Raw genomic sequence first — 25,512 nt, forward strand, 5'->3', positions numbered from 1 at the left:
ATGGCCGATCAGAACCTCGTCAACGCGATCATCACCGCCGGCGCCCTCGGCGGCGGCGGGCTCATCATGGCGGGCGGCGCGATCGGTGCCGGGATCGGCAACGGCACCGCCGGGGCCAAACTGGTGGAGGGCATCGCGCGGCAGCCCGAGGCGGCGTCCCGACTGTTGCAGCCCTTCTTCATCACGGTGAGCCTGGTCGAGGCCGCCTACTTCATCAACCTCGCTTTCATGGCGCTGTTCGTCTTCGCCACCCCCGTCTTCGCGGGATAGCCCGCGTCACAGCGCCGCGGCGAGGTCCTCGCGGAGCGCGTCCAGGGCGGGTGTGGCGCGCGGGGTCATCGCGCGCCAGGCGTCGAGGATGCGCAGGCTCTGGTCGGCGTGCCGGACGAAGTGGTTGCCCGCGAACTTCGGGAAGTCGAAGGGCACGGTCCGACACAGCTGCCGCAGCACCGCGCGCACGACGATCGGGGGCGGCGCGAAGACCGGTAGCCCGACGTCCACGCGCATCGCCTCCGCCATCGCCCGGCCCGGCCGCGTGAGGCGTCGCAGGAACGTGGGCCAGTCGCCGCCGACGATCGCCAGCTCCGCGGCGTAGGGCACCATCGCCGCGCCGACGGCCGCCACGCCGCGGGCCGGCGCCCGCCCGATCACCCCCGGGTACTCCGCAGCGAGCCGCCGCGGCAGATCGCGGTCGGATCCTTCGACCGCCACGGCGGAGAACGCCCGGGCGAGCGGCGGCACCCAGAACTCGGCGCGGGTCTCGGTGCCGCGGGCGGTCGCGAAGGACAGCAGGCCCGGGGCGAGGGTCGCGATCCCGGCGCCGGGGAACATCCGCTCCGCGACCGCGGCGTCGCCGATCACGGGGCTGGTCACGCCGACCGTCTCGGGCCGGGCCGCGGCCAGCGCGGTGGCGACGCCGTCGTCGAGCTCGCCGGGGGCGGAAGTGAGGATCAGTAGGTCGACGGTGCCGGGTTCCACGTCCGCGTACCGCACCACCGGCACGTGCGCCACCACGCCGCGCGGATCGACGGCGGTGAGGAGGACGTCGGCGCGTCGCGACGCGGCCCGCACGTCGGCGCCGGTCCCCGCCAGCAGCGCGCCGGCCGCGGCAGACACCGCCCCGGCCCCCTGGATCAGGACGCGCCTGCGCTCGGTCATACCCCAGCGTCTCCCCGGAGGCCGCTCGCCCGCAACACCTGCCGCTCGACGCCGGCCCGCAGCGCCTCCTCGCCGCCGACCAGCCGGACGCGCTGCCGCGCACGGGTGATCGCGGTGTACAGCAGCTCGCGGGTGAGCAGCCGGGAGTCGGCGGGCGGGACCACGACGGACACCGCCTCGTACTGGCTGCCCTGGCTGCGGTGGATCGTCATCGCGTAGACGGTGCGCACCGCGACCAGCTGGTTCGGGTACAGCAGCGCGACGTCGCCGCCGCGGGCGAAGGCGGCGCGCAGGTCCGCCGGGTCGCCGTCGTGCGCGATGACCACGCCGACGTCCCCGTTGTAGACCTTGGTGTCGTAGTCGTTGGCGGTCACCAGCAGGGGCTGCCCGGCGTACCAGCCGGAGCCGCCGCCGCGGACGCCCGCCCACTCCTCGGCGAGTTGCGCCCAGCGGGTGACGCCCGACGGCCCCTCCGAGTGTGCGCACAGCACGCGGTGCAGCTGGACCCCGGTGGCGGCCTCGGCGGCGAGCCCGCGCTGCGCGGCGCCGACGGTGACCGCGCTCGCCCGTTCCACGTCGGCGCGCAGGCCCGCGAGGTCGTCCGGCTCGCACCACTCGATGGCGCCGTCGCCGCCGGCGCGGGCCAGCTCGACGACGCGGTCCGCGTCGCCGCGGCGCACCGCGTCGGCCAGCTCGCCGAGCGCACCGGTGAACCGGCGGCCGCGCCGCAGCCGCACCACGCCGCGGCGCGCGTCGGCGAGCTCCGCGTCGTCGATGCCGGCCTCGTCGCCGCCGGGCCGCCCGGTCTCGTCGGCGAGGAGCGCCTCGAGCTCCGGCGACGGTGCCGTCGTCACCCCGCGCGCGACCAGGTCGCCCAGGACCGCGCCCGCGTCGACGGACGCGAGCTGATCCGGGTCGCCGACCAGGATGAGCCGCGCGTCCGGCCGCAGCGCCTCGAGCAGCCGGCACATGATGGTCAGCGAAACCATGGAGGTCTCGTCGACCACCACCACGTCGTAGGGCAGGTGGTTGGTTGCATCGTGCCGGAACCGGCTCGCGTTGCCCGGCTTGAAGCCGAGCATGCGGTGGATCGTCTGGGCCGGGATCTCCCGCGGCAGGCCCAGCGTCGCCCCCTGCGCGCGGACCTCGCCCGCGAGCTGCGCCGCCGCGCGCCCGGTGGGCGCGGCGAGGCCGATCCGCAGGTCCGGGCCGTGCTGGTCGAAGAGGAGCGCGAGGATCCGGGCCACCGTATAGGTCTTGCCGGTGCCGGGGCCGCCGGCGAGCACCGTCGTCTGGCCGAGCACCGAGGCCGCGGCCGCGAGCCGCTGCCGGTCCGGGCCGGGCTCGGGGAACCGGGCGCGCAGTCCCTCGCGCAGCCGCGCGGCGTCCACGCCGGGCGCGGCGCCGGCGCGGGCGTCGAGGATCGCGCGGACCGTCTCCTCCTGCCGGTGGTACCGGTCGAGGTAGAGCAGCTCGTCGCCGACGAGCCGCAGCGGGCGCAGCGGCCCCGACGCGGCGCCGACCACGAGCGGGCTGCGCCGCAGACCGTCGAGCACGGCGGCGTCCTCGGGCCAGGGCAGGGCGGCCACGTCGACCTCGCGCTCGCCGTCGACCGCGACGTCCCGCAGGCGAGAGAGCTCGAGGCAGACCGAGCCGAGCCGCACCGCGCGGGTGGCGAGCGCGGCGGCGAGCAGCACGGCCTCGTCGGACTCGCCGCCGAGGCGGCCCAGGGTGGCGGCGACGTGCACGTCGGCGGGGCCGAGGACCCCGGCCTCGGCGAAGGTCTCCAGCAGCGTCGGCTCCGTCGTGGTCATCGCCCGCCCCCTGCCAGTGCATCCGACACCGCGACGACGAGTGCCGCCGGCGGGTGCCACTCGAAGACGCCCGCGCCGGGCGGGCTGGCGGGGCCGATCATGGCGCGCACGAAGTGGTACTGGACCACGCCGAGGTGCGTGGCCGGCGCGTAGCCGGGCACGCGCCAGGACAGGAAGCGGTGCAGCGCCACCGAGTAGAGCAGCGCCTGCAGCACGTAGTGCGACGAGATCATCTCCCGCGCCATCGCCTCGGCGGTGTAGTCGGCGGTCGTCAGGTCGCCGCGCGCGAGCCGGTTGGTCTTGTAGTCGACCACGGTGAACCGCGGGCCCTCCGGCGTCGCGACGCGAAGCACCGAGTCGATGCTGCCGGTGAGGTAGCCGCGCAGCGCCGCGCCGGGCACCTCGCGCAGCCGCTCCGCGTACGGGGCGAGCGGATCCCCGGCGGGGAGATGCCGCTCGAACAGGTCGGCGATCGTCGACAGGGTGGCCGCGGCGCCGTCGTCCGCGCCCAGGGGGATCTCGAAGTCCAGCTCGGCGAGGTGATCCGCCGGGGCGACCTCGGCGAGGGTCAGGTGCGCGAGGTCGCCGGTGCCGAGCGGGGTGTGCAGCACCGCGACCAGCGCGGCGGCTACCTCCGCGGGATCGTCCGGGGTGGCGCCGAACTCGGCCGCCTCGCGGCACCGGGCCAGCACCTCGGCCGCGAGATCCGGCGCTCCGGTGTCGACGTGCTCGAGGATCTCGTGCACGAGGGTGCCGAACACCGCGCCGCCCGACAGCCCGTTCATCAAGGACGACGGTGCGCCGCCCGCCTCGGCGGGCGCGTCCATCGGCTCCTCGGTCGGCTCGTCGTCGGTGACCGGCTCCTCCGGCTCGCTGCCGGTGTCGGGTGCCGCCTCGGCCGGGCCGTGGGCCGCGTCGGCGACGAGCGCCGAGTAGCTGGTGCGGCGCCAGGTGGGGTCGATGCGGCGCGCGGCGCGGCCCAGTTCGAGGGCCGGGTAGGCCCGGTCCTCGGGCCGCCAGGGCTCCGGCTTCGGCGCGGCGAGATCGACCGCCTCGATCGACACCGCGGCCGCGACGGGCGCGGCCCACTCCCGCAGCCTCGGGCCCACATCGGCGTCGCGCGGGATCGGCGCCTGATCGGCGGGGATCCGGCCGCCGCCGACGTCGGCGGAGAACAGCAGCCGGTGCAGCGGCGAACTGCGGGTGGTGGTGCCGGGCGCCCACCACAGCACCAGCCGGGACTGCGCGCGCGTGGCGCCGACGTAGAACAGGCGCAGCTCCTCGCCCGCGGCCTCCTTCTGCGAGACGGCGTACCGCTCGGCGTAGCCGGGCGCGTACTCCCCGCCCACGTCGATGAGGCGCTCGCCCTTCTCGTCGTGGAAGACGAAGGTCTTCTTGCCGCCGAAGGAGCCGTCGTCCCAGCCGAAGGGCAGGTACACCACCGGGAACTGCAGGCCCTTGCTCGCGTGCACGGTCATCAGCTGGACCGCGGCGGTGTCGGTCGCCAGCCGGCGCGCGGGGTCGGCGGTGCCGCCCAGGCCCGGGTCGGCGATGCGGTCGGCGAGCCATCGGGTGGCGGCGCCGAGGCCGAGGCCCAGCGTCACGGTGGCGTGCTGGACCAGTTCGGCGACGTGGCGCAGGTCCGTGAGCATCCGCTCGCCGCCGACGCGGCCGAGGAGCCGCTCGTCGAAGCGGGAACGGGTGGCGAGGGCGTCGAACATCGCCGCGAAGCCGGAGCGGGCGAAGACGCCCGCGAGGGTCCGCAGCCGGCCGCTGATCACGGAGACCAGCTCGTCGCCGCGCTCGTCGAGGTCGCGGGCGGTGAACTCGAACAGCGGCGTGAGCGCGGCGAGCCGAGCGCGGTCGCTGCGGCCGGGGTTCTCCAGCGCCTGCAGGACGCGGAGCCAGTCGACGGCGGCGGCCGTGGTGAAGACACTGGCACCGCCCGCGGCGACGGCCGGCACACCGTAATCCTGCAGCAGCGACTGCAACTCGGCGACGTGGGCGTTCTTCCGCACCAGCACCGCGACGTCGCCGGGCCGGAGCGCGCGGCTCTCGCCGGGCGCCGTCTCCAGCTGCTCCCCCGCCGTGAGGGTGCGCGTGATGTCGGCGGCGGCGTCGCGGAGCACGGCGGGCCGCACGTTCCGCACATAGGGAGTACCCGACTGGGTCTTGGGGCCGAGGCCGTTCCACCCGAGGTGACGCAGCCGCAGCGGCGCGCCGCCGGCGAGCCGGGAGGTGCGGCGGTGCGCCTCGACGGAGCCGGCCACGATGAGCGGATCCCCCAGCGCGACATCGCCGTACAGGTGCTGCAGCGCGTCGACGAGGGGTGCGTCGGAGCGGTGGTTGACGGTGAGCGCCTGGTGCCGGTCCGCGGTGGTGGCGGCGCTGAGGTAGCTGTAGACCTCTGCGCCGCGGAAGGCGTAGATGGCCTGCTTCGGGTCGCCCACCAGCACCAGCGTGCTCGTGCGGTGGAAGGCGGCGTGCAGGATGTCCCACTGCACGGGGTCGGTGTCCTGGAACTCGTCCACGAGGACCACCGAGTAGAGCGCCTGCAGCCGGGCGCAGGCCCGGTGCCCGTGCACGCGGTCCGTGAGGGCGTCGCGCAGCAGGCCCTGCAGGTCGTCGTAGTCGCGCAGGCGCCCCATCCGCTTGCGGCGATCCACCTCGCGGCGCACGATCCGCGCGTAGTCGACGCGCATCCCCGTCTCCGATCCGGGTTCGGCGTCGGCGGGCGTGATGTCGGCGCGCGGGTTGGCGACGACGGTGCGGGCGTAGATCAGGGCGTCAGCCAGGGAGAAGGGCGCGCGCTCGCGGCCGGCGAACATGCCGAGGTAGACGTCCTCCGCCACCTCCTGCACCAGATCGTCGACGTCCTCGACGAAGACCGCGCCCGGCTCGAGGTCGCCCGCGAGGCCCAGCGCGTCGAGCATGCGCTGGCAGAAGCCGTGGGTGGTGGTGATGGTGGCGGCGTCGAAATCGGAGAGTGCGGTGACCAGGCGGCGGTGCCGGGCGGTGATCTCGGCCGGGTCGCCGGTGGCGAGGTGGCGGATCAGCTCGTCCTCGGACCCCGACGCGGCGTCGGGGTCGCGCAGGGCCAGCTCGACGGACAGCAGCCGGGCGCGGGCGCGCTCGCGCAGCTCCTGGGTGGCGGCCCGGGAGAACGTGATGAGCAGCATCTCGCCCAACTCCGCGACGCCCTCCGCGACGTACCGCGCCAGCAGCCCGACGATGGCGTAGGTCTTGCCGGTGCCTGCGCTGGCCTCGAGCACCGTGGTGGTGGGCCTGGCGGGCAGGGGGCCGGTGAGCTCGAAGGGGACCGCGCCCAGCACGGGTTCGCGCGCGCTCATCAGATCATCTCCTCACACGCGAGGATCGGTACCCACAGCCGGGCGGCCAGAGTGCCGAACCGGCTGCGCTCGAAGGAGAAGCCCGTCTCGCCGTCGTGCGGCGGGCCCTGCGCATCCGCGAAGGCGCTCTCCCCCAGAGCGAACCGGATCGACCGGTCCGCCTGATCACCGAAGGTGTCGTCGAAGGCGCGCAGCGCCGCCTCGGTCGCGGCGGCCTGGTCGTCGCCGTTCTGCCGCCGCTCGGCGTACACCGCGGACGCGGCGGGGAACAGCGGTAGCGGCTCGCGCAGCCCGCGGTCCCGCAGGTCGACCAGCGAGCGCAGCACCGCCGCGGGATCCGGCGGTACCTGCAGCCGCGAGGTCAGCACCCCGCGGAACCTGGCCCGGCCGATCGCGACGGCGGAGGCATCGTCGTGGCCCGCTCCGGCCAGCGCGAGCAGCGCGATCCACGCCGCCACCCGGTGCTTCGGCGCGAGCCGGGAGAACGAGGCGCGCACCACCCCGTCGGGTCGCACGGCCGGCACCGAGCCGACGAGCCTGCGCCCGTCCCCGACGTCGACCGTCACGTCGACGGTGGTCGCGGCGCCGGTCATGAGCGGCCCCGCGACGCGGGCCAGCTCGGCGACGGTGGCGCCGATGTCGCCCAGCACCGCCGAGCCGAGGGCGAAGGGCGGGAGGGTGCCGCGGCGCACCTCGGCGGCGGCGAACTTCTCCGGCGGCACGCCGGCCAGGGCCGACGCCAGCATCCGCTCCCCGATGTCCCATTTCTGCAGGCCGTCGGGGGCGATCGTGAGCGTCTCCGCGAGCTCGTCGTCGGCGTCGGGGACCGTGAACCCCAGGCGCTGCCGCAGGAAGGCCTTGACGGGGTGCTCGCAGAACCGCACGAGCGCGTCGAGGTCGACGTCCTCCACGGCGGAGGCGAGGAGCGGCGCGGCCAGGAAGGGCTCCGGGGCGGCGGGCGTCGCCAGCGCGGCGACGGCGCCCGCGTACGCCGCGGGATCGAAGGAGAAGGGCTCGCCCCGGCCGAACGCCGCCGGGTCGAAGTTGACGGGGTCGAAGGGCTGCAACGGATGCCGGAACTCCAGCCCGGCGGCCGCCGGGTCCGCGAGCAGGGCCTGCGCCGCGTCGCGCAGCTCCGAGGCGGGGACCGCGGGCGGGCGGCGGGTGCCCTTGACCGGGTCCGCGCCGGTGTAGAAGACGAGCAGCCGGTCCGTCGCGCTGGTCACCGCGTCGAGGAAGAGCTCGCGGTCCTCGGCGCGGGGGTCGCGCTCGCCGACGCAGGGCGTGCGGCCCAGCACGTCGTCGCCCGAGTAGCGGGTGGAGCGCGGGAAGACCTCGTCGTCCAGCCCGAGTAGCACGACGACCCGGTGCGGCACCGACCGCATCGGCACCAGGGTGCACACCGTGAGTTCGCCGGTGCGGAAGTTCGCGCGGGTCGGCTTGGCCGAGAGCCGCGAGGCGAGCATCGCCCGGACCTCGGTGAGCGTGAGGTCGCGGTCGGCACCGTCGCGCAGAGCGGCAGTAAGCTCGCGGCCCGCCTGCGTGACCTGCCAGGAATCGGCGGCGGGCACGGCACCCACCTCGCCGAGGAGTCGTTGCAGCGATTCCGCCCACGCGCGGGCGGACCGCCGGCCGCGGCTGTCGGCGCTCGCGCGGGTGAGCACGCCCTGGAACTCGGCGAACCGGCCGACGAGGTCGATGTCGGTGGAGTCCACGTCGTCGAGCGGCAGCCCGAGGCCCAGCCACTCGCCCTCGGACTCGTCCGCGACGACGCCCAGGACGATGCGGTCGAGGGCCGTGGCGAGGGTGCTCTGCGGGAAGCCGCCGAGGCCGTAGCGCTCGCGTCCCGCGGCGTCGAGGCCCCACCGGGCGCCCGACGGGCCCGCCCAGGCGCGCAGCCGCTCGATATCGGAGTCGCCGAAGCGGTAGCGCCGGCGCACCGGTTCGGTGGCGGCGAGGTCGAGGACCTGCGCCACGGTGGCGCGGCCGTCGGCGATCTCCAGGACGGTGACCAGCGCGTCGAGCAGCGGATTGGTGAACCGGAGCGCGCGGTCCGCGAGCCGCACCCGCAGTCGCTGCGCGGGATGCACCTGCTCCCCGTCGATCCGGCCCGCTCGCTCCGCTCCCGGCGCCGTGGCGGCATCGCCCGCGGCACCGGTCACGGCCTGGCCGAACGCGGAGCGGATCAGCGGCGCGTAGGTCTCGATGTCGGGGCAGGTGACCAATACGTCCCGGGGCTGCAGCGTGGGATCGTCCTCGAACAGCCGCACCAGCCGCTCGCGCAGCACCTCGATCATGCGGGCGGGGCCGTGGCACGCGTGGAACTCCAGCGAGCCGTCGGGCACGTGATCGCCGGCCAAGGGCGCGTCGTCGGCGACGGAGGCCTGCAGGGCGCCCAGCAGCGTGGCGGGGCGCGCGGGCGCGGGGTGGTGCAGATCGGCGTCCGCGAGGGGCGCGACGCGCTGCTGCAGCTCCCGGGCCTCGCGCCCGAGCGACGCGAGGAGCGGGTTCGCCGCCGCGGCGCCCGCGGTGCGCGGCACCGGCGCGGGCACCGGGCCGGCGGCGGGCGCACCGTCGGACGACGCGGACCAGAGGGCCGGGCTGGGGTGCGGGAGCCACAGGTGCACCTCGCGCCCCGCGGCGAGGGCGCCGAGGACCGCGACCTGGTCCGACGGGAGCCGGGTGGGTCCGTACACCGAGAGCCGGCCGGGCAGGCCGACGAGGCCGGGCTCGCTCCGCAGCCGGGCGCACGCCTCCTCGAGGCGCTCCGCGGGGCTGGGCACGCCCGCCAGCGCCCGCACGCGACGGAACAGCTCGGCCTGCCAGGCCAGGTCCTCCGGAAGCTCGCCGCCGAGGCCGTCGGTGTCGTGGCCCTCCGCCCAGGCGGCCAGCATGCCGGGGCGGTTCGCGCCGTACGACCGGAGCAGGCCGGCCAGCAGCTCGGCCGTGGGGTACCGGCGGCGCGGCCGGTGACCCGGCTGGTCCGCCCAGCCGCCCCCCGCCACCACGCCCAGGTGCCGGGCCAGCACGGCGCCGTCGGGTTCGAAGGCCATCGCGTCGACCGCGGCGAGCACCAGCCACACGAGCCGCTCGCCGCGCCACGGGTCCTGGTCCGGGGCGATGCCCGAGGCGGCGCCCACCGCGTCCGCGACGAGCGCTGCGGGCGTGGGGAAGTCGATGTTCGCCGCGATGCCCAGCCGGGAGGCGAGGCCCTGGATGATCCACCGCTCGACCCCGCGGGCGGGGACCGCGATCAGGTCTGGGACGAAGGGATCGGCGCCGGGCACCGCGAGCACCTCGGCGAGCGCGTCCAGCAGGACGTCGCCGCGTTCGGATCGGTGCACGGTGAGCATGGGGGCAGTTGTAACACGGGCCACCGACAGGTCAGACCGCCCGGGTCAGGGCCGCTGGGAGTTCGGCGAGCGAGCGGATGGTCGGCGGCTCCCCGCCGGTGCCCCGGCCGGACCGGTCGAGCCACAGTGCCCGCAGCCCCGCGTCGCGCGCGGCGACCACGTCGTTCGCGTAGTTGTCGCCGACCGCGACGCACGCCTCGGGGGCGGCGCCGGCCAACTCGCACGCGTGCAGGAAGACGCTGGGGTCCGGCTTGCCGATCCCGAGGGTGTCGGTGGTGACCACCCGCTCGAACCGATCCGAGACGCCCAGTACCTGGAGCTTCATCCGGGTCGCCGGCGACGACGAGTTAGTGAGCAGGACGACCGCGATCCCCCACCGCTCGGCGGCCGCCACGGCAGGCATCGCGTCGGAGAACAGGTGCTGCGCCGCGGCGAAGGCCGGGTCGAAGCCGCTGCAGAAGCGGCGGTACCGACGCGCCTCCCAGAGCAGCCCGGACCGCTCCGCGGCGACGGCGATGCGGGCCTTGCGCATCTCGTGGAAGCGCAGCTCCCCCGCGGTGTACCGGCCGAAGACGCCCTCGGGATCGGTCAGGAAGAGCTCCGCGAAGCGCTCGCGCACCGTGGCGTTCGACGTCGGCCACACCTCGAGCGCTGCCGCCCGGGCGGCGGTGCGCAGGGCGGCGTCGGTGTCGACGAGCGTGTCGTCGATGTCGAGGATCAGGCCGTCACAGGGCCGCGGACCGTCGAACCCGGCGCGCTGCCGCAGCCGGGCCACCGTGTCCGCGCCCCAACTCAGGCCGCCACGGACCGCGGCACCGACCAGATCCGTGAGTTCCACGCGCCCGCCCTCCCCGAAGCCGCTACTGCTCGTACATCCGCTTGAAGGTCGCGAGCGATTCCGCGATGTCGCCCTTGAGCGCCCGCGCGACCGTCCCACCGATGGGGCCGAACAGCGGCGCTCCGCCCAGATCGGCGCGCAGCGAGATCGTGGAGCCGCTGCCCGTGGGCGCGATCGCGACGGTGAGCTTGTACTTCGTGCCGGCGACGCCCTTGCCGTCGAGCACCAGGGTGCGCGGCGGGTCGTACGACGTGATGACCCAGTCGACCCGATTGCGGAAGTTCTTCACCTTCACCACGCACGCGATCTTCGCGCCCTTCGCCAGCTCGGGCAGGGGGCCGCGCCAGCCGTCGTGCAGGGTCAGCCACTGCGGCAGCGTCTCCAGGTCGGCCGCCTTCGCCCAGGCCTCGTCCGGGGGGAGCGCCACCTCAACGGTGCTCTCGACCTTCGCCACGTCAGTCCTCCTTCGCGGGTTGCTGCTGTCGAACTTAGCGTGCGCTGCGGCGGCCGCTCGCGCGAGCGTAGATTTCACGCGTGTCCGCCACCTCGGCCTCGGTCGTCCTCGCCCTCGTCGCCGCCTTCCTGTTCGCCTGCGGTTCCGCCGCGCAGCAGGCGGAGGCCGCCACCGTCGACGAGGGCGGCTCGCTCATCGCGGAGCTCGTCCGCCGGCCGCGCTGGTGGCTCGGTCTGCTCGGCGACCTCGGCGGATACGCCTTCCAGGCGTGGGCCCTGGCGCTCGGCCCGGTACTCGTCGTGCAGCCGCTCATCGTGGCGGCCCTGCTGTTCGCGCTGCCCGTCTCGGCGCTGCTCAACCACACGCGGGTCACCGCGCGCGAGTGGACCTATGCGGCGGTGCTCGCGATCGCGCTGGCGGTCTTCCTCATCGCGGGCCGCCCCACCGACGGCGTCCCCGACGCCCCGGGCGCCACCTGGCTCCCCGCCCTCGTGGCCGTGGGCGCCGTCGCGGCGGTCGCGACCGGGTTCGGGCTCGTGCGGTCGCTGCCCGGCCCGGTGCGCGCGATGTCCTTCGGCGTCGCCTCGGGCGTCCTGTTCGGGGTGGCGACGGTGCTGACGAAGCCGGTGCTCACCTCGTACGAGCACGCCGACTTCCTCGCGAACAGCCTGCGGCTGCTCACGGATTGGCGTCTGTACGTCCTCGTCCTGAGCGGGCTCGGCGCGATGTACCTGCAGCAGCGGGCGTTCCAACCCGCGCCTATCTCCGCCTCGCTGCCGGCGATCACCCTGGCCGAGCCGGTGTGCGCCGCGGCGCTCGGCGCCGTCGTGCTCGGCGAGACCGTCACGATGAGCGGCTGGCACGGCGTCGCGGTCGTCGCCTCGGGCCTGGTCGGCGCCGCGGCGGCGGCCCGCCTCGCCCGACGGTGACGGCGTACCGTCGGGCGGTATGACGGACCTCGCGGCACTGGTGGACGCGCCCTTCACCTACCCGGAGGTGGGCGCGACCCGCGGCACCCCGCCCGGCGACGCCCACGCGGTTCGCGCCGAGCGGGTCGTGGGCCGCGGCCGGGAGGACTTCGCCACCGTGCGGGACGCGATCCTCGCGTACGGCATGCAGCGCGGGGCGGGCATGCGGGTCCGGGCGAGCACGCCGACCGCCGAGCTCGGCACCGTCATGGTGCTGTCGACGCCGCTGTTCGGCCCGATCCGGATCCCGTGCCGCGTGGTCTACGTGCTCGACGAGCCCGACCGGGCAGGCTTCGCCTACGGCACCCTGCCGGGGCACCCGGAGAGCGGCGAGGAGCTCTTCTCCGTGGAGATCCGTCCCGACGGTGCCGTCGTGGCGGTCGTGGCCGCCTTCTCGCGCCCGGGACGCTGGTACTCCCGCCTGGGCGGCCCGGTCGCCCGCGCGCTGCAGGCCGTGATGACGCGGCGCTACCTCGCCGCGATGGTCCGCTAGACGGAGACGCGGCGCCGGCGGAAGGGCACCGGATCGCCGACCAGCCCGGCGAGTTCGGTGCGCAGGGCGGCGGGCAGCGGCGCCGGGCGGCCGGCCTCGTCGACGACGACCATGGAGGTCTCGGCGATCGCGGCGACGGCACCGTCGGAGGCGATGACCTCGTAGCCGAGGTCGAAGCCGGAGCGGCCGATCCGCGTGACGTGCAGGACGATCCGCACCGGCTCGGGCGAGTACAGCAGCGGCGCGAGGTAGTCGATCTCGTGGTGGGCGACGAACATCGTCACCTTCGCCTCGCGCGGCTGCGGGACGTTGTCGGTCAGGAATCGGATGCGGGCCTCTTCCAGCAGCCGCATCATCGCGACGTTGTTGATGTGTTGGAGGGCGTCCATGTCGGCCCACCGCATCGGGACCGCCACCTCGTGAGTTGCCATGGGGATAGTCTCGACCATCGGAAGCCGACCACCGCCACCGGGAGTTGCCATGCGCGCCGCACGTGTCCTGACCGCCGCCGTCCTCGCGGCGAGCCTCGCCGCCTGCTCGACGTCGAACACGCCGGAGGGCGCGACGTCCTCGTCGGCGGCCGCGGGCTCCGGCACCGTCGTCGTCTACGCCGCCGCGAGCCTGCAGGCGACCTTCGAGAAGCTGGGCACCTCGTTCTCCGCCGCCAACCCCGGCACGACGGTGAAGTTCTCCTTCGGCGGGTCCTCGGGCCTGCTCACCCAGTTGCAGCAGGGCGCCCCCGCCGACGTCTTCGCGACCGCCGACACGCCCACGATGGACAAGGCCGAGGCCGCCTCGCTGGTCACCGACCCGCAGCCCTTCGCCACCAACGTGCTCACCATCGCCACCGCGCCCGGCAACCCGAAGGGTATCGGAACGCTCGCCGACCTGGCGAAGCCGGGCGTCTCCGTCGTCGTGTGCGCGCAGCCCGTGCCCTGCGGCACCGCGACCGCGAAGGTCACCAAGGCCGCCGGCGTGACCCTCACGCCCGTCAGCGAGGAGGACTCGGTCTCGAGCGTGCTGGCCAAGGTCCGGCACGGGCAGGCCGACGCGGGGCTCGTCTACCGCACGGACGTCAAGGGCACGAAGGGCGCCGTCGCGTCGGTCGACTTCCCCGAGGCCGACGGTGCGGTCAACGTCTATCCCATCGCCCCGCTGACCGGCGCGAAGAACGCCGACGGCGCGAAGCGGTTCGTCGACTTCGTCCGCGGGACCGAGGGCCGGGCAGCGCTCGCGGACGCCGGATTCGGGGCACCCAACTGACCCCGCCCGCCCGCTCCACGCCCGTGACCGGGTATCCGCGCTGGATCGTGGTACCCGCCGCACTGGGCGCGGCCTTCGTGCTGATCCCGCTCGTCGCGATCGTGGCGAAGGTGGACTGGCCCCGGTTCGGCGAGCTGGTCACCTCCGAGGACTCCCGCACGGCCCTGGTGCTCTCGCTGGAGACCTCCCTCGCCGCGACGGTGGTCTGCATCCTGGTGGGCGTGCCGCTCGGGGTGATCCTCGCGCGCAGTCGTTCCCGGCTCGTTGGCGTGCTCCGCCCGCTGGTGCTGCTGCCGCTGGTGCTGCCGCCGGTGGTGGGCGGCATCGCGCTCCTCTACGCCTTCGGCCGGCGCGGCCTGGTGGGCCAGTACGGCGGGGTCGGCGGGCACATCGCGTTCACGACGACGGCCGTGGTCCTCGCCCAGGCCTTCGTCGCGCTGCCCTTCCTGGTGCTGGCGGTGGAGGGCGCGCTGCGCACGCTGGGAACGGATTTCGAGCACACGGCGGCGACGCTGGGCGCGCCCCCGTCGGTCGTGCTGCGGCGCATCACTTTGCCGCTGGTACTGCCGTCGATCGCCTCGGGCGTGGTGCTGACCTTCGCGCGGGCGCTCGGCGAGTTCGGCGCGACGCTCACCTTCGCGGGCTCGCTCGCCGGGACCACCCGCACGCTCCCGCTGGAGATCTACCTGCGCAACGAGACCGATCCCCAAGCGGCGGTGGCGCTGTCGCTGGTCCTGCTCGCGGCGGCCGCGGTGATCGTCTCGGGCGTCTACGGGGTGCGGGCGTGGCGCCGATGACAGGGGATCCGACGGCCCCGGGCCTGGAGGTCGACATCACCGTCGTGGACCGCGGCGTCGACGCGGTCTTCGCGGTGCCCGAGGGGCGGACCCTGGCGCTGCTCGGCCCCAACGGGACCGGCAAGTCGACAGTGGCGGGCGCCGTCGCGGGCCTGGTCCGGCCCGATGCGGGGCGGATCGTCGTCGCCGGCGAGACCGTCGCGCACGGCAGCACCTGGGTGCCGGCGCACCGTCGACGGGTCGCGCTGCTCGGCCAGACGGCGCGGCTGTTCCCGCACCTGCGGGTGCGCGCGAACGTGGCCTTCGCGCCCCGGAGCGCGGGGGCGGACCGTCGGGCCGCGGCGGCCGCGGCCGACCACTGGCTCGAGGCCGTGGGCGCCGACCACCTCGCGGACCGGCGCCCGGACGAGCTGAGCGGCGGGCAGGCGCAGCGCGTCGCGCTGGCCCGGGCCCTGGCCGCCGAACCGAAGGTGCTGCTCCTCGACGAGCCGCTCTCGGCGCTCGACGTCTCGGCGCGGGCGGAGGTGCGCTCGCTCCTGCGAGCCCTGCTGCGGGACCGGACGTGCGTCCTGATCACGCACGACGCCGCCGACGTGGTGGCGCTCGCCGACGAGGCAGCCGTCCTCGAGGACGGGCGGGTCGCCGATCACCGCCCCGCGGCCGAACTGCTGCTCTCCCCCGCAACGCACTTCGCCGCCCGGCTGGCGGGGATGAACCTGCTGCCGGACGGCGAAGGGGTGCGGGTCTTCCCGCCGGACGCGGTGCGCGTCGACGGGCCCGACGGTGCCGGGATGGCCGGCACCGTGGTCGAGGTGACGGTGGCGGGCGGGCACTGCCGCGTGACCGCCACCGTCGAGGACGGGACCGCGCTGGTCGCGGAGCTCCCGGCGGAGCGCTACCGGGATCTGCATCCCGGCGACGCGGTGCGCCTGCTCCCCGATCCGGCGCGGGCGCGCCGGGCGGCTACTGCTCGTCCGGCTCCGCGGCGTCGGTAGCCGCACCGTCGGCGGCCGGGTCACCGGCGGCCGGGGGCGTGCGGTCCACGCCGGCGAGCAGCAGGTAGACCTGCTTGATCGCGTCGCCGAGGATGGTGTCGACGGCGGCGGTCTGCTCGGCGTTGCCGGTGCGGGCCACCCGGCGGGTGACCTCGTGCAGCTCGCGCAGCGTGTCGCGGAGGTGTCCGCGCTCGGCCGAGCCGCCGTCGAACCCGGCGAAGGGATCGGGCGCGTCGGCGAGGGTGGTCTCGATGTACTCGCGACCCGCGTCGGTGAGCGTGGCGACCTTGCGGCCGTTCTCCCGCTCGATGGTGATCAGCCCCTCGTCCTCGAGCTGGCTGAGCGTGGGGTAGATGGCGCCGGGGCTGGGCTTCCACGCCCCGGCCGTGCGCTCCTCGATCGAGGAGACGAGCTGGTAGCCGTGCATGGGCTCGGCCTCCAGCAGCTTGAGGACCGCGATCCGGACGTCGCCGCGCTGGACGCCGCGGCGTCCGCCACGGCCACCGCGGTGGCCGCCGCGGCCATGGCCGCCGGGACCTCCCGGACCGAAGGGGCCCGGGCCGCCGGGGCCGAAGCCGGGCCCACCCGGGAAACCGCCCTGGCGGAACCGGCCGTCGAAGCGGCCCTCGAACCGGTCGTCGCAGTTGCGGGCGCCACGGCCCTCGAAACGCTGATCATCGTGAGTGTGCCTACGCATGGTGGCACTCCTTTCGGTAGGGGGCCGCATGTTCCGCGACCCGATGCGTTCACGATATATCGTGATGCATTCTTTGACAACCCCCTGCGACGACGAAGTCCCCGCCCGGATCTCCGGACGGGGACTTCATTCAGCTGTTCGGGCTGGTCAGGCCTTCTCGGCGGCCACCCGCGCGAGGACGGCCTGGGCGAACTTCTCCGCGCCGCCGTCGAGCCGCTCCAGGTGCAGATCGGGCTGGACGACCTGGACCTCGAGGATGACCGGCGCGCCCTCGGGGGTGCGGACGATGTCGATGCGCACGTACAGCGGCGGGTTCGCCGGGTCGATCGGCTTCAGTGCGGCCTCCGCGACGGCGCGCTCGGCGTCGGTGGGCTCCGCGTCGACGACGACCTCGGCCGGGCGGCCGTCCGCGGGCTCTGCGTTGACCTCGGCGGCCAGGTCGCGCCCGAAGGCATGGCTGTATTCGCCGCCGATGTACACCAGCGAGACGCCGCCGGCCTCGACCGAGTAGGGGAACACCATGACGCTACTGCCCGAGGCCTTGATCTCCTCGAGCTTGGCGCGGCTCGCATCGCTGTCCTCGGGGCCGAAGCGGAAGGACTCCGCGAGGCCGCCGCTGATCGACGGGCGCACGACGTGATCGGTGCCGAGGTAGTCGTGGTCGAGAGTGGCGTCGTGCACCGTGATGAACTGGGTCGGCACGATCGGGATGCCCTCGGACTCGTAGTCCCGCAGGTAGCGCTTGTCGGCGTACCACCGGACCAGGGGCTCGGGGTTGAGCACGAGCGACTGGGCGGCGGCACGCCAGGCCCAGCCGAGGAAGTCGTCGTAGCGCTGCGCGTAGTCCCAGGCGCCGGCGATCACGACCGCGTCGAACTGCTCCCAGTCGACGGCGGAATCGGACCACACGGCGGCCTCGGCCTCGTGGCCGGCGGAGCGCAGGGCGGCGAGGATCTCCTGGCCGCGGTCGTCGGTGTCCGGCTGCGCCGCGGAGGTGGCAAGAGCGATTCGGTACGTCACGCCGGACAGTATGGCAGCCAACGGCGGCCCGCCGTCGCGACACCCGCGCGAACTGCCCCGTACACCGGCGCCGAGACGATACGCTGGGCCTCGTGAGGGGAGATTTGCACGTGCACATCGAAACGGCGCGCCTGCACCTCTCCCCTGCCACCGGCACCTCCGGCGACGCCGACGGCCGGTTCCACATCGTCGATCGGCACAGTCGCCGCACTCTCGGCCGGATCGCGCTGCGCGCCTCCCGGCACAGTCGAGCCCGGGGACTGGAGCTGAGCTACGCGGTCGCGGACGCCCACCGTCGACGGGGATTCTGCGCCGAGGCGGCGCACGCGCTCGTGGGCCACGCCCTCGAGCACGGCCTCACGGGGCGCGTCTACGCCTCCACCGCCTGGTCGAACCTGGCCTCGCGCCGGGTGCTCGCGAGCCTCGGGATGCAGCAGCTCGACATCGCCATGCTCGACTGGGAGTCACTGCAGGGCGAGGTGGACCTCGGCGACGAGGCCGAGGCCGACCTCACGCCGTACGCGCGGGTGGAGTACGAGCTCCATCGCGCGGACTGGCTGGCGCGTCTCGCCGCGGACCGTCCGGCGTTCCGCTCCGCTCGCCCCGCTTGACGGCGATCACGCCCGCGACGATCGCGACCGCGCCCACGATCTGCAGCGGCGTGAGCGCCTCGCCCAGCATCAACCAGGCCACGACGCCCGAGGCGATGACCTCGGAGAAGCCCAGGAACGACGCCAGCGTGGGGCCGATCATGTTGATGGCGAGGATGCCCGCGACGTATGCCAGTCCGGTGGCGACCGCGCCGATCACGACGGCGGGAACCCACCACGGCGTGGTGCCGAGGCCGCCGAGGACCACCGGCGCGGTCGAGATGCGCACGGGCGTCAGCCCCGCGAGCGAGGTCAGCGACAGCACCACCGCGCCCACGAGCAGGCCGCCGACGGCGAGCGCCAGCTGGTCGACCGCGGGCTTCGCGCCCTCAATGCTCGCGACGTCGATGTCGTCCGCCCGGGTGCCGTCCTCGGCGAGCAGGAAGTACGCCGCGAGGCCGACCAGCGACACGAACGCCCACGCCAGGCCGATGGGGGTGACCACCGCGCCGCCGGAGGCCGCGCCGACGACCGCGACCAGTCCCGCGACGGCGAGCGCCGCGCCGAGGACGGTGCGCAGCGTGGGGCGCCGCCCGAACCGGGCCCACAGGTACACCAGCACCAGCAGCGGCGCGGAGAACTCGATGAGCAGCGCGACGGTGACCGACATGTGCGCGATGGCGTTGAAGTACGCGAGCTGCACGCCGATCACCGCGAGCAGGCCGTACGCCAGCACCGTGAACGGCGCGTGCCGCAGCGTCGCGAGCCTGGCCCGCCCGACGATCAGCATCGGGATCAGCGTGACGATCGCCGCGATCCAGATGCGCACCAGCACGACGCCGGCCGGACTCCATCCCGCGGCGAGCAGCGGCTTGCCGAACGGGCCGGACATCGCGAAGGCGAACCCCGACAGTAGTGCGATTGCGATACCCCGACCCATGCGTCACCTCCGTGTCTGCGCGATCCGTAAGGAGTCAATTGAAGTACACTCATGACAGTAGCGGCCCCAGCCGTAAGGAGTCAAATGAAATTCGCACATGACACGGAGCCGTCCCTACTCATGGCGGCCGACCTGGTGAACACCGCGTACGGCGACGAGGAACGGCTCGGCACCGTCGACGCCCTGAAGGAGTACCTGCACCGGCACGAGTTCACCGGCTGGAGCAGCGCGCAGGCGCGCGACGTCGCACCGATCCACGCGCTGCGCACCGAGCTGGCGCGAGCCTTCACGGCCGGGCACCCCGACGCCGTCGCCGGGATCGTCAACGAGATGCTGGCGGCCACGCCGCAGCAGCCCCGGCTGACCCGGCACGGCAGCTGGGACTGGCACCTGCACTTCACGGACGACGACGCGCCGATCCCCGTGCGCGTCCGAGTGGAGTGCGCGATGGCCCTCGTCGACCTGGTCCGCAGCGGCAACGTCGACCGGCTCAAGACCTGCGCGGCCGACGACTGTGACCGAGTTCTCGTGGACCTGTCGAAGAACCGCTCGCGCCGCTTCTGCACCGAGGGGAACTGCGGCAATCGGACGCACGTCGCCGCCTACCGGGAGCGGCGGGCCACGAGTTCGGGCGTGCAGCGCGACGGGAGTTGAGCGGCGGACTACGGTAGGACTGCACACGCCGGGGATCCCGGCTTCGACGTATACCAGGAGCGACGAGAGTTATGAGCGACGCAGCGCACCGCCACAAGGTGGTCGTCATCGGATCGGGGTTCGGCGGCCTCTTCGGCACGCGCGCCCTCAAGCGCACGGACGTCGACGTGACGATGATCGCGAAGACGACCCACCACCTGTTCCAGCCGCTGCTGTACCAGGTGGCGACCGGCATCCTGTCCGAGGGCGAGATCGCGCCCGCCTCCCGCATGATCCTGCGCAAGCAGCGCAACGCGGAGGTGCTGCTGGGCGAGGTCAGCGACATCGACCTCGAGAACCGCACGGTGACGAGCCACCTGCTCGAGCGCACGACGGTCACGCCCTTCGACAGCCTCATCGTCGCGGCGGGCGCCGATCAGTCGTACTTCGGCAACGACCAGTTCGCCGAGTTCGCGCCCGGCATGAAGACGATCGACGACGCCCTCGAGCTGCGCGGCCGCATCCTCGGCGCCTTCGAGCAGGCCGAGCTCTCGCACGACCACGAGGAGCGCATGCGGCTCCTCACCTTCGTCGTCATCGGCGCGGGCCCCACCGGCGTCGAGCTCGCCGGGCAGATCGCCGAGATGTCGGACAACACGCTCAAGGGCGCGTTCCGCAACATCGACCCCACCGAGGCGCGCGTGATCCTCCTCGACGCCGCGCCCGCCGTGCTTCCGCCGATGGGCGAGAAGCTGGGCACCATGGCCGCGAAGCGCCTGGAGAAGATGGGCGTCGAGATCCAGCTCAACGCGATGGTCGTCGACGTCGACGCCGACGGCCTCGTCGTCAAGGAGAAGGACGGCACCGAGCGGCGCATCGAGGCGCAGTGCAAGGTGTGGTCCGCGGGCGTCGCCGCCAGCAAGCTCGGCAAGATCCTCGCCGACCAGTCCGGCGCCGAGACCGACCGCGCGGGCCGGGTCCGGGTGCTGCCCGACCTCACCATCCCGGGCAACCCGAATGTCTTCGTCGTCGGCGACATGATGCTGGTCGACGGTGTCCCGGGCATGGCGCAGGGCGCCATCCAGGGCGCGACGTACGCCGCGAAGGCGATCAAGGCCGGCCTCGAGGGCCAGTCCCCCGCCGACCGCAAGCCCTTCAAGTACTTCGACAAGGGCTCCATGGCCACCGTCTCGCGCGCCAGCGCCGTGGCGAAGGTCGGCAAGCTCGAGTTCGGCGGCTTCCTCGCCTGGCTCGGCTGGCTCGCGCTGCACCTCTGGTACATCGTGGGCTACCAGAACCGCGTCATCACGCTGACGTCGTGGGCGATCACGTTCCTCACCAACAAGCGCGGCCAGATGACCATCACCGAGCAGCAGGTCTACGCGCGCACGGCGCTCGACGCGCTGCAGAACGGCGCGAAGCCCGCCATCCCGCCGGTGCACACCAGCTCGCCGACGAAGGCGCTGCCGAAGTCGGCGCCCAAGGCGGACGTGCCGGTCCAGGCCCCGGGCGCACCGGCGAACGAGGCCGAGAAGGCCGGCTGACACCGCCCCGGCACGAACGCGACGAGCGCGTCACCCACGTCGGGGTGGCGCGCTCGTCGCGTTCCGGGAGGCGCCGTCAGGCGTCGATGTTCTGCAGCCGCACCTGGCCGCGTGCGACGGCCTTGCCGTCCGCGGAGTCGATCTCCACGAGCCACAGCTGCTGGCGGCGGCCGCGGTGGATCGGGGTGGAGCGGATCGAGAGGACGCCGCTGGAGAGCGCGCGCAGGAAGTCGGTGTTGTTGTTCACGCCCACGACGTGCCCGGCGCCACCGAGCCACACGACGCCGGAGACGCTGGCGACCGACTCGACGATGGCGCAGTAGACGCCGCCGTGGGTGATGCCGAAGGGCTGGTGCAGTTCGGGCCGCAGGGTGAGCGTCGCCTGCACGCCGTCGGCGGTGACGGCGGTGTACTCGAGGCCGAGGATCTTGTCGAATCCGGCGGTACCGCCGGCGATGATCCCGTCGATGACCTGCTGCTGTCCGGGTGTCGGTTGCGTCATGGATCCACCCTAGAACCGGGCATCGCGGGCCCCGCCTCCGGGCCGGACGATCGGGTCCCGGGATCGGGCGAGGCCGGAAGATCGGGGCCCGGGTCCGGGTAGACCCCGATGCGGGCGGCGCCGCCGCCCGGCACTGTGGAGTCATGACCGAGAACGATCCCTTCGCCCCCAATCCCTACGTCCCCCCGGCGCCGCCGCAGAAGCGGTTCGCCCGCGACGTCCAGAACAACTGGATCGGCGGCGTGTGCGCCGGGATCGCCCGCTACTTCGGCATCGACGCGACCCTGGTCCGCGTGCTCTTCGTGGTGTCGTGCCTGTTGCCCGGCCCGCAGTTCCTGCTGTACCTGCTGCTCTGGCTCGTGATGCCCAAGGATTGATCCGCGCTCGGCGGCGAGGGGCACGTCCGCGTCGGAGACTTCACGACGCGGGGAAAGAAGTCGGCGGGTCCGGGGGCTCAGCCATCCCCCGGACCCGCCGTGGCACAGACCGGCGGATTACTGCAGCCCTCAGTTCGCGTCACGGTCCGATGTGGTTTCGGTGTCGCTCTCGGCGACGAGACCTACTCTAGGGCAGGCTCCCCTAACTAAGCAAGCCCTAATGAGTGTGGCGTGGATTACGACAGGCCGTCGTAGCGATGCGGGCCATGCCGAGTAGAATCGGAGCAATGGCGGCATTGGGAGATCTCGAACGCGCGGTCATGGACCATCTCTGGGCGTCCACTGAACCGCAGACCGTGCGACAGGTGCACGAGTCGCTCGCCGCTGACCGCGAACTCGCGTACACGACGGTGATGACTGTGCTGCAGCGTCTCGCGAAGAAGAAGCTGGTGAGCCAGATCCGCACGGACCGGGCCCATCGCTACGCCGCGAGCTTCGGCCGCGAGGAGCTCGTCGCCGACCTGATGTTCGACGCGCTGAACCAGGCCGAGAGCTCGCGGGAGGCCGCGCTCGTGCACTTCGTCGAGCGCGTGGGTGCCGACGAGGCGCAGGCGCTGCGCCGCGCGCTCGCCAAGCTCGAGGCCGGCGACGCCGGTCGTCGCGCCGAGCCCTGATCAACCAGTAGGCTCGTCCTCATGGCGGCCTTCATCTTCGGAGCGCTGGCCCTGCTGCTCGCGGGGCCGGTGCCCGCGTGGCTCTCCCGCGCCTCCTGGCCGCTGCGCGCCCCGCGCGCCGCGCTCGTGCTGTGGCAGGCGATCGCCCTCGCCGCGGTGCTCTCCGCCTTCAGCGCCGGTCTGGTGATCGCCAGCCGCCTGCTGGTCCCCGGCGCCGACGGCCGGCCCACCACCAACCCGATCGACGAGATCCGCCAGCTCGGCCTCATCCCGTGGATCGTCGCAGTGGTCGCCTTCGCGCTCACCCTGCTGATCGGCGCCCGGCTCATCACCTCCACCGTCCGGCTCGCGATCCGCACCCGCCGGCGCCGCGCCCGGCACCGCACCGTCGTCGACATCCTGTCCCAGGCGGTCGACGGTGACCACCCCGTCTCCGCCGCCGACCTGCGCGTCCTCGGCGTCGACCAGCCGCTGGCCTACTGCCTGCCCGGGCTGCGGCACCGCGTCGTGCTGAGCGTCGGCACGATCAACCAGCTCAGCCACGAGGAGCTCACCGCCGTCATCGCGCACGAGCGGGCGCACCTGCGGTCCCGGCACGACCTGGTGCTCGAGGCCTTCACCGCCGTCAACCACGCCTTCCCCAAGGTCGTCCGCTCGTCCGCCGCACTCGACTCGGTGAAGCTGCTCGTCGAGCTGCTCGCCGACGACGAGGCCGTCGCCGCCGCCGGGCCGCTCCCCCTCGCCAACGCCCTGGTCACCTGCGCGCAGAGCCCGGCCCCGCGGGGCGCCCTCGCGGTCGGCGCGACCGGCACCGTCGTCCGGGTCGAGCGGCTGACGATGCCCCCGGCAAGCAACCTGTTCAGCGCCTCGGTCTACCTACTCGCGGGCCTGATCCTGGTGGTGCCCACGGTCGCCGTCGCGGTGCCGTGGCTCACCGAGCTCTCCCGCCTGATCCTGCACTGATTCCGCGCCGGTACGCTGGGCGCCTCAGGGGAGACGAGGAGACCACCATGACCGATCCTAAGCAGCCGTACGGCCAGCAGTACAACCCGTACGCCCAGCAGGGCTACGACCCGCAGCCGTCCTACGACCCGTACGCCCAGCAGCAGCCGTACAGCATCGCGCCGTACCAGGGAGGTTACGGCCAGCCGGGCTATCCGCAGGCCGGATACCCGCAGCCCGGGTACGCCATGGGAGGCGGCTACGGCGTGGACCCGGGGACGGGCCTCCCGCTCTCCGACAAGTCGAAGGTCGTGGCGGGGCTCCTGCAACTGTTCCTCGGGGGCTTCGGCGTCGGCCGGTTCTACCTGGGGTACGGCGTGATCGGCGGCCTCCAGCTGGGTATCCACGTCATCGGCTGGTTCTTCTTCTTCCTGGGCTTCCTCACCTTCGGCATCGGCATGCTCATCGCGATGCTGTTCTGGATGGCCGGGGGCATCTGGGCGCTGATCGACGCGATCATGATGCTCACCGGCAGCGTCCGTGACGCGCAGGGGCGCGTCCTCCTGTCGTAGCCGTCGATGCCCTGGAATCGCCGCGGGTGGGCTAGCATGATTCCACGTGCAGTTCCTTCCTGATAGCCGCCCGCAGTACGACCTGACCTACGACGATGTCTTCCTCGTCCCGAACCGGTCGGACGTGACCTCCCGATTCGACGTCGATCTGGCGTCGGTCGACGGGACCGGCACCACGATCCCCCTCGTCGTCGCCAACATGACGGCCGTCGCCGGCCGCCGCATGGCGGAGACCGTCGCGCGCCGCGGCGGCATCGTCGTCCTCCCGCAGGACCTGCCGCTGCAGGCCGCGTCCGAGACCATCTCGTACGTCAAGAGCCGCGACCTCGTGGCCGACACCCCGGTCACGCTCAGCGCCGAGGACTCCGTGAGCGACGCGGTGGCGCTGCTGCCCAAGCGCGCCCACGGCGCCGTCGTGATCATCGACGCCGAGAACCGGCCGGTCGGCCTCGTCACCGCCGCGGCCTGCGAGGGCGTCGACCGCTTCGCGCGCCTGCGCGACGTCATGACCACGTCGTTCGTGTGCGCCGCCGCCGGCACCGCGCCCGAGGCCGTCTTCGACCTGCTGGACAAGGACCACTCGGACCTCGCGGTCCTCGTCGACGGCGACGACCGCCTGCACGGCGTCCTCACCCGCACCGGCACCGTCCGCGCGGGCATCTACAGCCCCGCGGTCGACGGTGCCGGCAAGCTCCGCATCGCCGCCGCCGTCGGCATCAACGGCGACGTGGCCGCCAAGGCGCGCGCCCTCGCCGAGGCCGGCGCCGACGTGCTCGTCGTCGACACCGCGCACGGCCACCAGGCCAAGATGTTCGACGCGCTCGAGGCCGTCGCCGCCCTCGACCTGGGACTGCCGCTGGCCGCGGGCAACGTGGTCGCCGCGGCCGGCGCCCGCGACCTGGTCAACGCCGGCGCCACCATCGTCAAGGTGGGCGTGGGCCCCGGCGCCATGTGCACCACCCGCATGATGACGGGCGTCGGCCGGCCGCAGTTCAGCGCCGTGCTCGACTGCGCCGCGGCCGCCCGCGAGCTGGGCGCCCACGTCTGGGCCGACGGCGGCGTGCGGCACCCGCGCGACGTCGCGCTGGCGCTGGCCGCCGGCGCCTCCAACGTGATGGTCGGCTCGTGGTTCGCCGGCACCTACGAGGCGCCCGGCGACATGAAGTACGCGACCGACGGCTCCGCCTACAAGGAGAGCTTCGGCATGGCCTCAAAGCGCGCCGTCGCCGCGCGCACCGCCGGCGAGGGCGCCTTCGACCGCGCCCGCAAGTCGCTGTTCGAGGAGGGCATCTCCAGCTCGCGGATCCGCGTCGATCCCGAGGCGCCCAGCGTCGAGGACCTGCTCGACCGGATCACCTCGGGCGTGCGCAGTTCCTTCACCTACGCGGGCGCGCGCAGCGTGCCGGAGTTCCACGCGAAGGCCACCGTCGGCGTGCAGAGCGCGGCGGGCTTCGCAGAGGGCCGGCCGCTCCCCGGCGGTTGGTGAGAATCCCGACGGATCGTCGGTAGGATGCAGTGAATCCCACCGACGATCCTCT

General features: G+C 73.9%; 25 protein-coding genes. 14 read left to right on the forward strand and 11 right to left on the reverse strand.

Going from position 1 to position 25,512, the window contains the following annotated elements; genetic code table 11:
• The gene (locus tag ACLQ3K_RS14780; RefSeq protein ID WP_224651818.1) at nt 1–270 is read left to right on the forward strand and encodes a F0F1 ATP synthase subunit C; all 270 of its coding nucleotides are present in this window, start codon (nt 1–3) and stop codon (nt 268–270) included.
• A gap of 6 nt (nt 271–276) precedes the next feature.
• Here the strand turns inward: ACLQ3K_RS14780 and ACLQ3K_RS14785 are convergent, their stop codons facing one another.
• From ACLQ3K_RS14785 to ACLQ3K_RS14810, 6 genes are read right to left on the reverse strand one after another with little or no spacing between them, the layout of a single operon-like run.
• Nucleotides 277–1,158 (reverse strand): hypothetical protein, encoded by an 882-nt coding sequence (locus ACLQ3K_RS14785; RefSeq protein ID WP_426000291.1) that lies wholly within the window; start codon nt 1,156–1,158, stop codon nt 277–279.
• A complete protein-coding gene (gene recD, locus ACLQ3K_RS14790; RefSeq protein ID WP_426000293.1) occupies nt 1,155–2,972 on the reverse strand; it encodes an exodeoxyribonuclease V subunit alpha in 1,818 nt (605 codons plus the stop codon). Before recD ends, ACLQ3K_RS14785 begins: the two co-directional genes overlap by 4 nt.
• Nucleotides 2,969–6,322: a UvrD-helicase domain-containing protein gene (locus tag ACLQ3K_RS14795; protein ID WP_426000295.1), complete on the reverse strand. Its 3,354-nt coding sequence runs from the start codon at nt 6,320–6,322 to the stop codon at nt 2,969–2,971. The genes recD and ACLQ3K_RS14795 overlap by 4 nt, the downstream gene beginning before the upstream one ends.
• Nucleotides 6,322–9,675: an exodeoxyribonuclease V subunit gamma gene (recC, locus tag ACLQ3K_RS14800; protein ID WP_426000297.1), complete on the reverse strand. Its 3,354-nt coding sequence runs from the start codon at nt 9,673–9,675 to the stop codon at nt 6,322–6,324. The genes ACLQ3K_RS14795 and recC overlap by 1 nt, the downstream gene beginning before the upstream one ends.
• 31 nt (nt 9,676–9,706) lie before the next feature.
• The gene (locus ACLQ3K_RS14805) at nt 9,707–10,513 is read right to left on the reverse strand and encodes an HAD family hydrolase (RefSeq protein ID WP_426000299.1); all 807 of its coding nucleotides are present in this window, start codon (nt 10,511–10,513) and stop codon (nt 9,707–9,709) included.
• A 22-nt stretch (nt 10,514–10,535) separates the two neighbouring features.
• Nucleotides 10,536–10,967: a type II toxin-antitoxin system Rv0910 family toxin gene (locus ACLQ3K_RS14810; RefSeq protein WP_426000301.1), complete on the reverse strand. Its 432-nt coding sequence runs from the start codon at nt 10,965–10,967 to the stop codon at nt 10,536–10,538.
• Nucleotides 10,968–11,047: 80 nt separating this feature from the next.
• Between ACLQ3K_RS14810 and ACLQ3K_RS14815 the strand changes: the two genes are divergently transcribed.
• Both ACLQ3K_RS14815 and ACLQ3K_RS14820 read left to right on the forward strand, forming a co-directional pair.
• Entirely contained in the window at nt 11,048–11,896 is an 849-nt protein-coding gene (locus ACLQ3K_RS14815; protein ID WP_426000303.1) for a DMT family transporter, read from the forward strand.
• Nucleotides 11,897–11,915: 19 nt separating this feature from the next.
• The gene (locus ACLQ3K_RS14820; RefSeq protein ID WP_426000305.1) at nt 11,916–12,428 is read left to right on the forward strand and encodes a DUF1990 family protein; all 513 of its coding nucleotides are present in this window, start codon (nt 11,916–11,918) and stop codon (nt 12,426–12,428) included.
• Here ACLQ3K_RS14820 and ACLQ3K_RS14825 read toward each other — a convergent pair.
• Nucleotides 12,425–12,859, reverse strand: a complete 435-nt coding sequence (locus ACLQ3K_RS14825; RefSeq protein ID WP_426000307.1) for an acyl-CoA thioesterase — start codon at nt 12,857–12,859, stop codon at nt 12,425–12,427. The genes ACLQ3K_RS14820 and ACLQ3K_RS14825 overlap by 4 nt on opposite strands.
• A 49-nt stretch (nt 12,860–12,908) precedes the next feature.
• On the opposite strand from ACLQ3K_RS14825, the gene modA reads away from it, so the two are divergent.
• From modA to ACLQ3K_RS14840, 3 genes are read left to right on the forward strand one after another with little or no spacing between them, the layout of a single operon-like run.
• Nucleotides 12,909–13,691, forward strand: a complete 783-nt coding sequence (gene modA / locus ACLQ3K_RS14830) for a molybdate ABC transporter substrate-binding protein (protein WP_426000309.1) — start codon at nt 12,909–12,911, stop codon at nt 13,689–13,691.
• A 23-nt stretch (nt 13,692–13,714) separates the two neighbouring features.
• Nucleotides 13,715–14,488 carry an ABC transporter permease gene (locus tag ACLQ3K_RS14835; RefSeq protein WP_426000311.1) on the forward strand — a complete coding sequence of 258 codons (774 nt, stop codon included), beginning with the start codon at nt 13,715–13,717 and terminating at the stop codon, nt 14,486–14,488.
• On the forward strand, nt 14,485–15,483 hold the full coding sequence (locus ACLQ3K_RS14840) for a sulfate/molybdate ABC transporter ATP-binding protein (protein WP_426000451.1): 999 nt from the start codon (nt 14,485–14,487) through the stop codon (nt 15,481–15,483). Before ACLQ3K_RS14835 ends, ACLQ3K_RS14840 begins: the two co-directional genes overlap by 4 nt.
• Here ACLQ3K_RS14840 and ACLQ3K_RS14845 read toward each other — a convergent pair.
• Nucleotides 15,452–16,180, reverse strand: a complete 729-nt coding sequence (locus tag ACLQ3K_RS14845; RefSeq protein WP_224650803.1) for a PadR family transcriptional regulator — start codon at nt 16,178–16,180, stop codon at nt 15,452–15,454. The two genes, ACLQ3K_RS14840 and ACLQ3K_RS14845, sit on opposite strands and share 32 nt — an antisense overlap.
• 147 nt (nt 16,181–16,327) lie before the next feature.
• Nucleotides 16,328–17,200, reverse strand: a complete 873-nt coding sequence (locus ACLQ3K_RS14850; RefSeq protein WP_426000314.1) for a hypothetical protein — start codon at nt 17,198–17,200, stop codon at nt 16,328–16,330.
• A gap of 92 nt (nt 17,201–17,292) precedes the next feature.
• Between ACLQ3K_RS14850 and ACLQ3K_RS14855 the strand changes: the two genes are divergently transcribed.
• On the forward strand, nt 17,293–17,811 hold the full coding sequence (locus ACLQ3K_RS14855) for a GNAT family N-acetyltransferase (RefSeq protein WP_426000316.1): 519 nt from the start codon (nt 17,293–17,295) through the stop codon (nt 17,809–17,811).
• Here ACLQ3K_RS14855 and ACLQ3K_RS14860 read toward each other — a convergent pair.
• On the reverse strand, nt 17,711–18,730 hold the full coding sequence (locus ACLQ3K_RS14860; protein ID WP_426000318.1) for an EamA family transporter: 1,020 nt from the start codon (nt 18,728–18,730) through the stop codon (nt 17,711–17,713). The two genes, ACLQ3K_RS14855 and ACLQ3K_RS14860, sit on opposite strands and share 101 nt — an antisense overlap.
• Nucleotides 18,731–18,814: 84 nt before the next feature.
• Between ACLQ3K_RS14860 and ACLQ3K_RS14865 the strand changes: the two genes are divergently transcribed.
• Together ACLQ3K_RS14865 and ACLQ3K_RS14870 are read left to right on the forward strand one after the other, a co-directional pair.
• A complete protein-coding gene (locus tag ACLQ3K_RS14865; protein WP_426000320.1) occupies nt 18,815–19,384 on the forward strand; it encodes a CGNR zinc finger domain-containing protein in 570 nt (189 codons plus the stop codon).
• 71 nt (nt 19,385–19,455) lie between these two features.
• Nucleotides 19,456–20,907, forward strand: coding sequence for an NAD(P)/FAD-dependent oxidoreductase (locus ACLQ3K_RS14870; protein ID WP_426000322.1), 1,452 nt, complete (start codon nt 19,456–19,458; stop codon nt 20,905–20,907).
• A gap of 76 nt (nt 20,908–20,983) precedes the next feature.
• On the opposite strand, the gene ACLQ3K_RS14875 is transcribed toward ACLQ3K_RS14870, so the two are convergent.
• Nucleotides 20,984–21,409 carry a PaaI family thioesterase gene (locus ACLQ3K_RS14875; RefSeq protein WP_426000324.1) on the reverse strand — a complete coding sequence of 142 codons (426 nt, stop codon included), beginning with the start codon at nt 21,407–21,409 and terminating at the stop codon, nt 20,984–20,986.
• A gap of 143 nt (nt 21,410–21,552) precedes the next feature.
• Between ACLQ3K_RS14875 and ACLQ3K_RS14880 the strand changes: the two genes are divergently transcribed.
• The 5 genes from ACLQ3K_RS14880 to ACLQ3K_RS14900 all read left to right on the forward strand — a co-directional run bounded on the left by ACLQ3K_RS14880 (nt 21,553) and on the right by ACLQ3K_RS14900 (nt 25,460).
• Nucleotides 21,553–21,786, forward strand: coding sequence for a PspC domain-containing protein (locus tag ACLQ3K_RS14880; protein WP_426000326.1), 234 nt, complete (start codon nt 21,553–21,555; stop codon nt 21,784–21,786).
• A gap of 287 nt (nt 21,787–22,073) precedes the next feature.
• On the forward strand, nt 22,074–22,460 hold the full coding sequence (locus ACLQ3K_RS14885; RefSeq protein WP_224650832.1) for a BlaI/MecI/CopY family transcriptional regulator: 387 nt from the start codon (nt 22,074–22,076) through the stop codon (nt 22,458–22,460).
• 21 nt (nt 22,461–22,481) lie between these two features.
• Nucleotides 22,482–23,423, forward strand: a complete 942-nt coding sequence (locus ACLQ3K_RS14890; RefSeq protein ID WP_224650835.1) for a M56 family metallopeptidase — start codon at nt 22,482–22,484, stop codon at nt 23,421–23,423.
• A gap of 47 nt (nt 23,424–23,470) precedes the next feature.
• Complete coding sequence (locus tag ACLQ3K_RS14895) at nt 23,471–23,974, forward strand: NINE protein (RefSeq protein WP_426000329.1); 504 nt, start codon at nt 23,471–23,473, stop codon at nt 23,972–23,974.
• A 46-nt stretch (nt 23,975–24,020) separates the two neighbouring features.
• On the forward strand, nt 24,021–25,460 hold the full coding sequence (locus ACLQ3K_RS14900) for a GuaB1 family IMP dehydrogenase-related protein (RefSeq protein ID WP_224650840.1): 1,440 nt from the start codon (nt 24,021–24,023) through the stop codon (nt 25,458–25,460).
• The last annotated feature ends 52 nt before the right edge of the window (nt 25,461–25,512 follow it).

The sequence above is a fragment of the Tsukamurella sp. DT100 genome, assembly GCF_049844855.1.
GTDB lineage: Bacteria > Actinomycetota > Actinomycetes > Mycobacteriales > Mycobacteriaceae > Tsukamurella.

Bases quoted from the DNA above. Each gene is read 5' to 3' on its own strand.
- ACLQ3K_RS14780 (WP_224651818.1), top strand. From the start codon at position 1: ATGGCCGATCAGAACCTCGTCAACGCGATCATCACCGCCGGCGCCCTC.
- ACLQ3K_RS14840 (WP_426000451.1), top strand. From the start codon at position 14,485: ATGACAGGGGATCCGACGGCCCCGGGCCTGGAGGTCGACATCACCGTC.
- ACLQ3K_RS14870 (WP_426000322.1), top strand. From the start codon at position 19,456: ATGAGCGACGCAGCGCACCGCCACAAGGTGGTCGTCATCGGATCGGGG.
- ACLQ3K_RS14845 (WP_224650803.1), bottom strand. From the start codon at position 16,180: ATGCGTAGGCACACTCACGATGATCAGCGTTTCGAGGGCCGTGGCGCC.
- ACLQ3K_RS14890 (WP_224650835.1), top strand. From the start codon at position 22,482: ATGGCGGCCTTCATCTTCGGAGCGCTGGCCCTGCTGCTCGCGGGGCCG.
- ACLQ3K_RS14875 (WP_426000324.1), bottom strand. From the start codon at position 21,409: ATGACGCAACCGACACCCGGACAGCAGCAGGTCATCGACGGGATCATC.
- ACLQ3K_RS14865 (WP_426000320.1), top strand. From the start codon at position 18,815: ATGAAATTCGCACATGACACGGAGCCGTCCCTACTCATGGCGGCCGAC.
- ACLQ3K_RS14885 (WP_224650832.1), top strand. From the start codon at position 22,074: ATGGCGGCATTGGGAGATCTCGAACGCGCGGTCATGGACCATCTCTGG.
- ACLQ3K_RS14785 (WP_426000291.1), bottom strand. From the start codon at position 1,158: ATGACCGAGCGCAGGCGCGTCCTGATCCAGGGGGCCGGGGCGGTGTCT.
- ACLQ3K_RS14825 (WP_426000307.1), bottom strand. From the start codon at position 12,859: ATGGCAACTCACGAGGTGGCGGTCCCGATGCGGTGGGCCGACATGGAC.
- ACLQ3K_RS14820 (WP_426000305.1), top strand. From the start codon at position 11,916: ATGACGGACCTCGCGGCACTGGTGGACGCGCCCTTCACCTACCCGGAG.
- recC (WP_426000297.1), bottom strand. From the start codon at position 9,675: ATGCTCACCGTGCACCGATCCGAACGCGGCGACGTCCTGCTGGACGCG.
- ACLQ3K_RS14860 (WP_426000318.1), bottom strand. From the start codon at position 18,730: ATGGGTCGGGGTATCGCAATCGCACTACTGTCGGGGTTCGCCTTCGCG.
- recD (WP_426000293.1), bottom strand. From the start codon at position 2,972: ATGACCACGACGGAGCCGACGCTGCTGGAGACCTTCGCCGAGGCCGGG.
- ACLQ3K_RS14880 (WP_426000326.1), top strand. From the start codon at position 21,553: ATGACCGAGAACGATCCCTTCGCCCCCAATCCCTACGTCCCCCCGGCG.
- ACLQ3K_RS14795 (WP_426000295.1), bottom strand. From the start codon at position 6,322: ATGAGCGCGCGCGAACCCGTGCTGGGCGCGGTCCCCTTCGAGCTCACC.
- modA (WP_426000309.1), top strand. From the start codon at position 12,909: ATGCGCGCCGCACGTGTCCTGACCGCCGCCGTCCTCGCGGCGAGCCTC.
- ACLQ3K_RS14895 (WP_426000329.1), top strand. From the start codon at position 23,471: ATGACCGATCCTAAGCAGCCGTACGGCCAGCAGTACAACCCGTACGCC.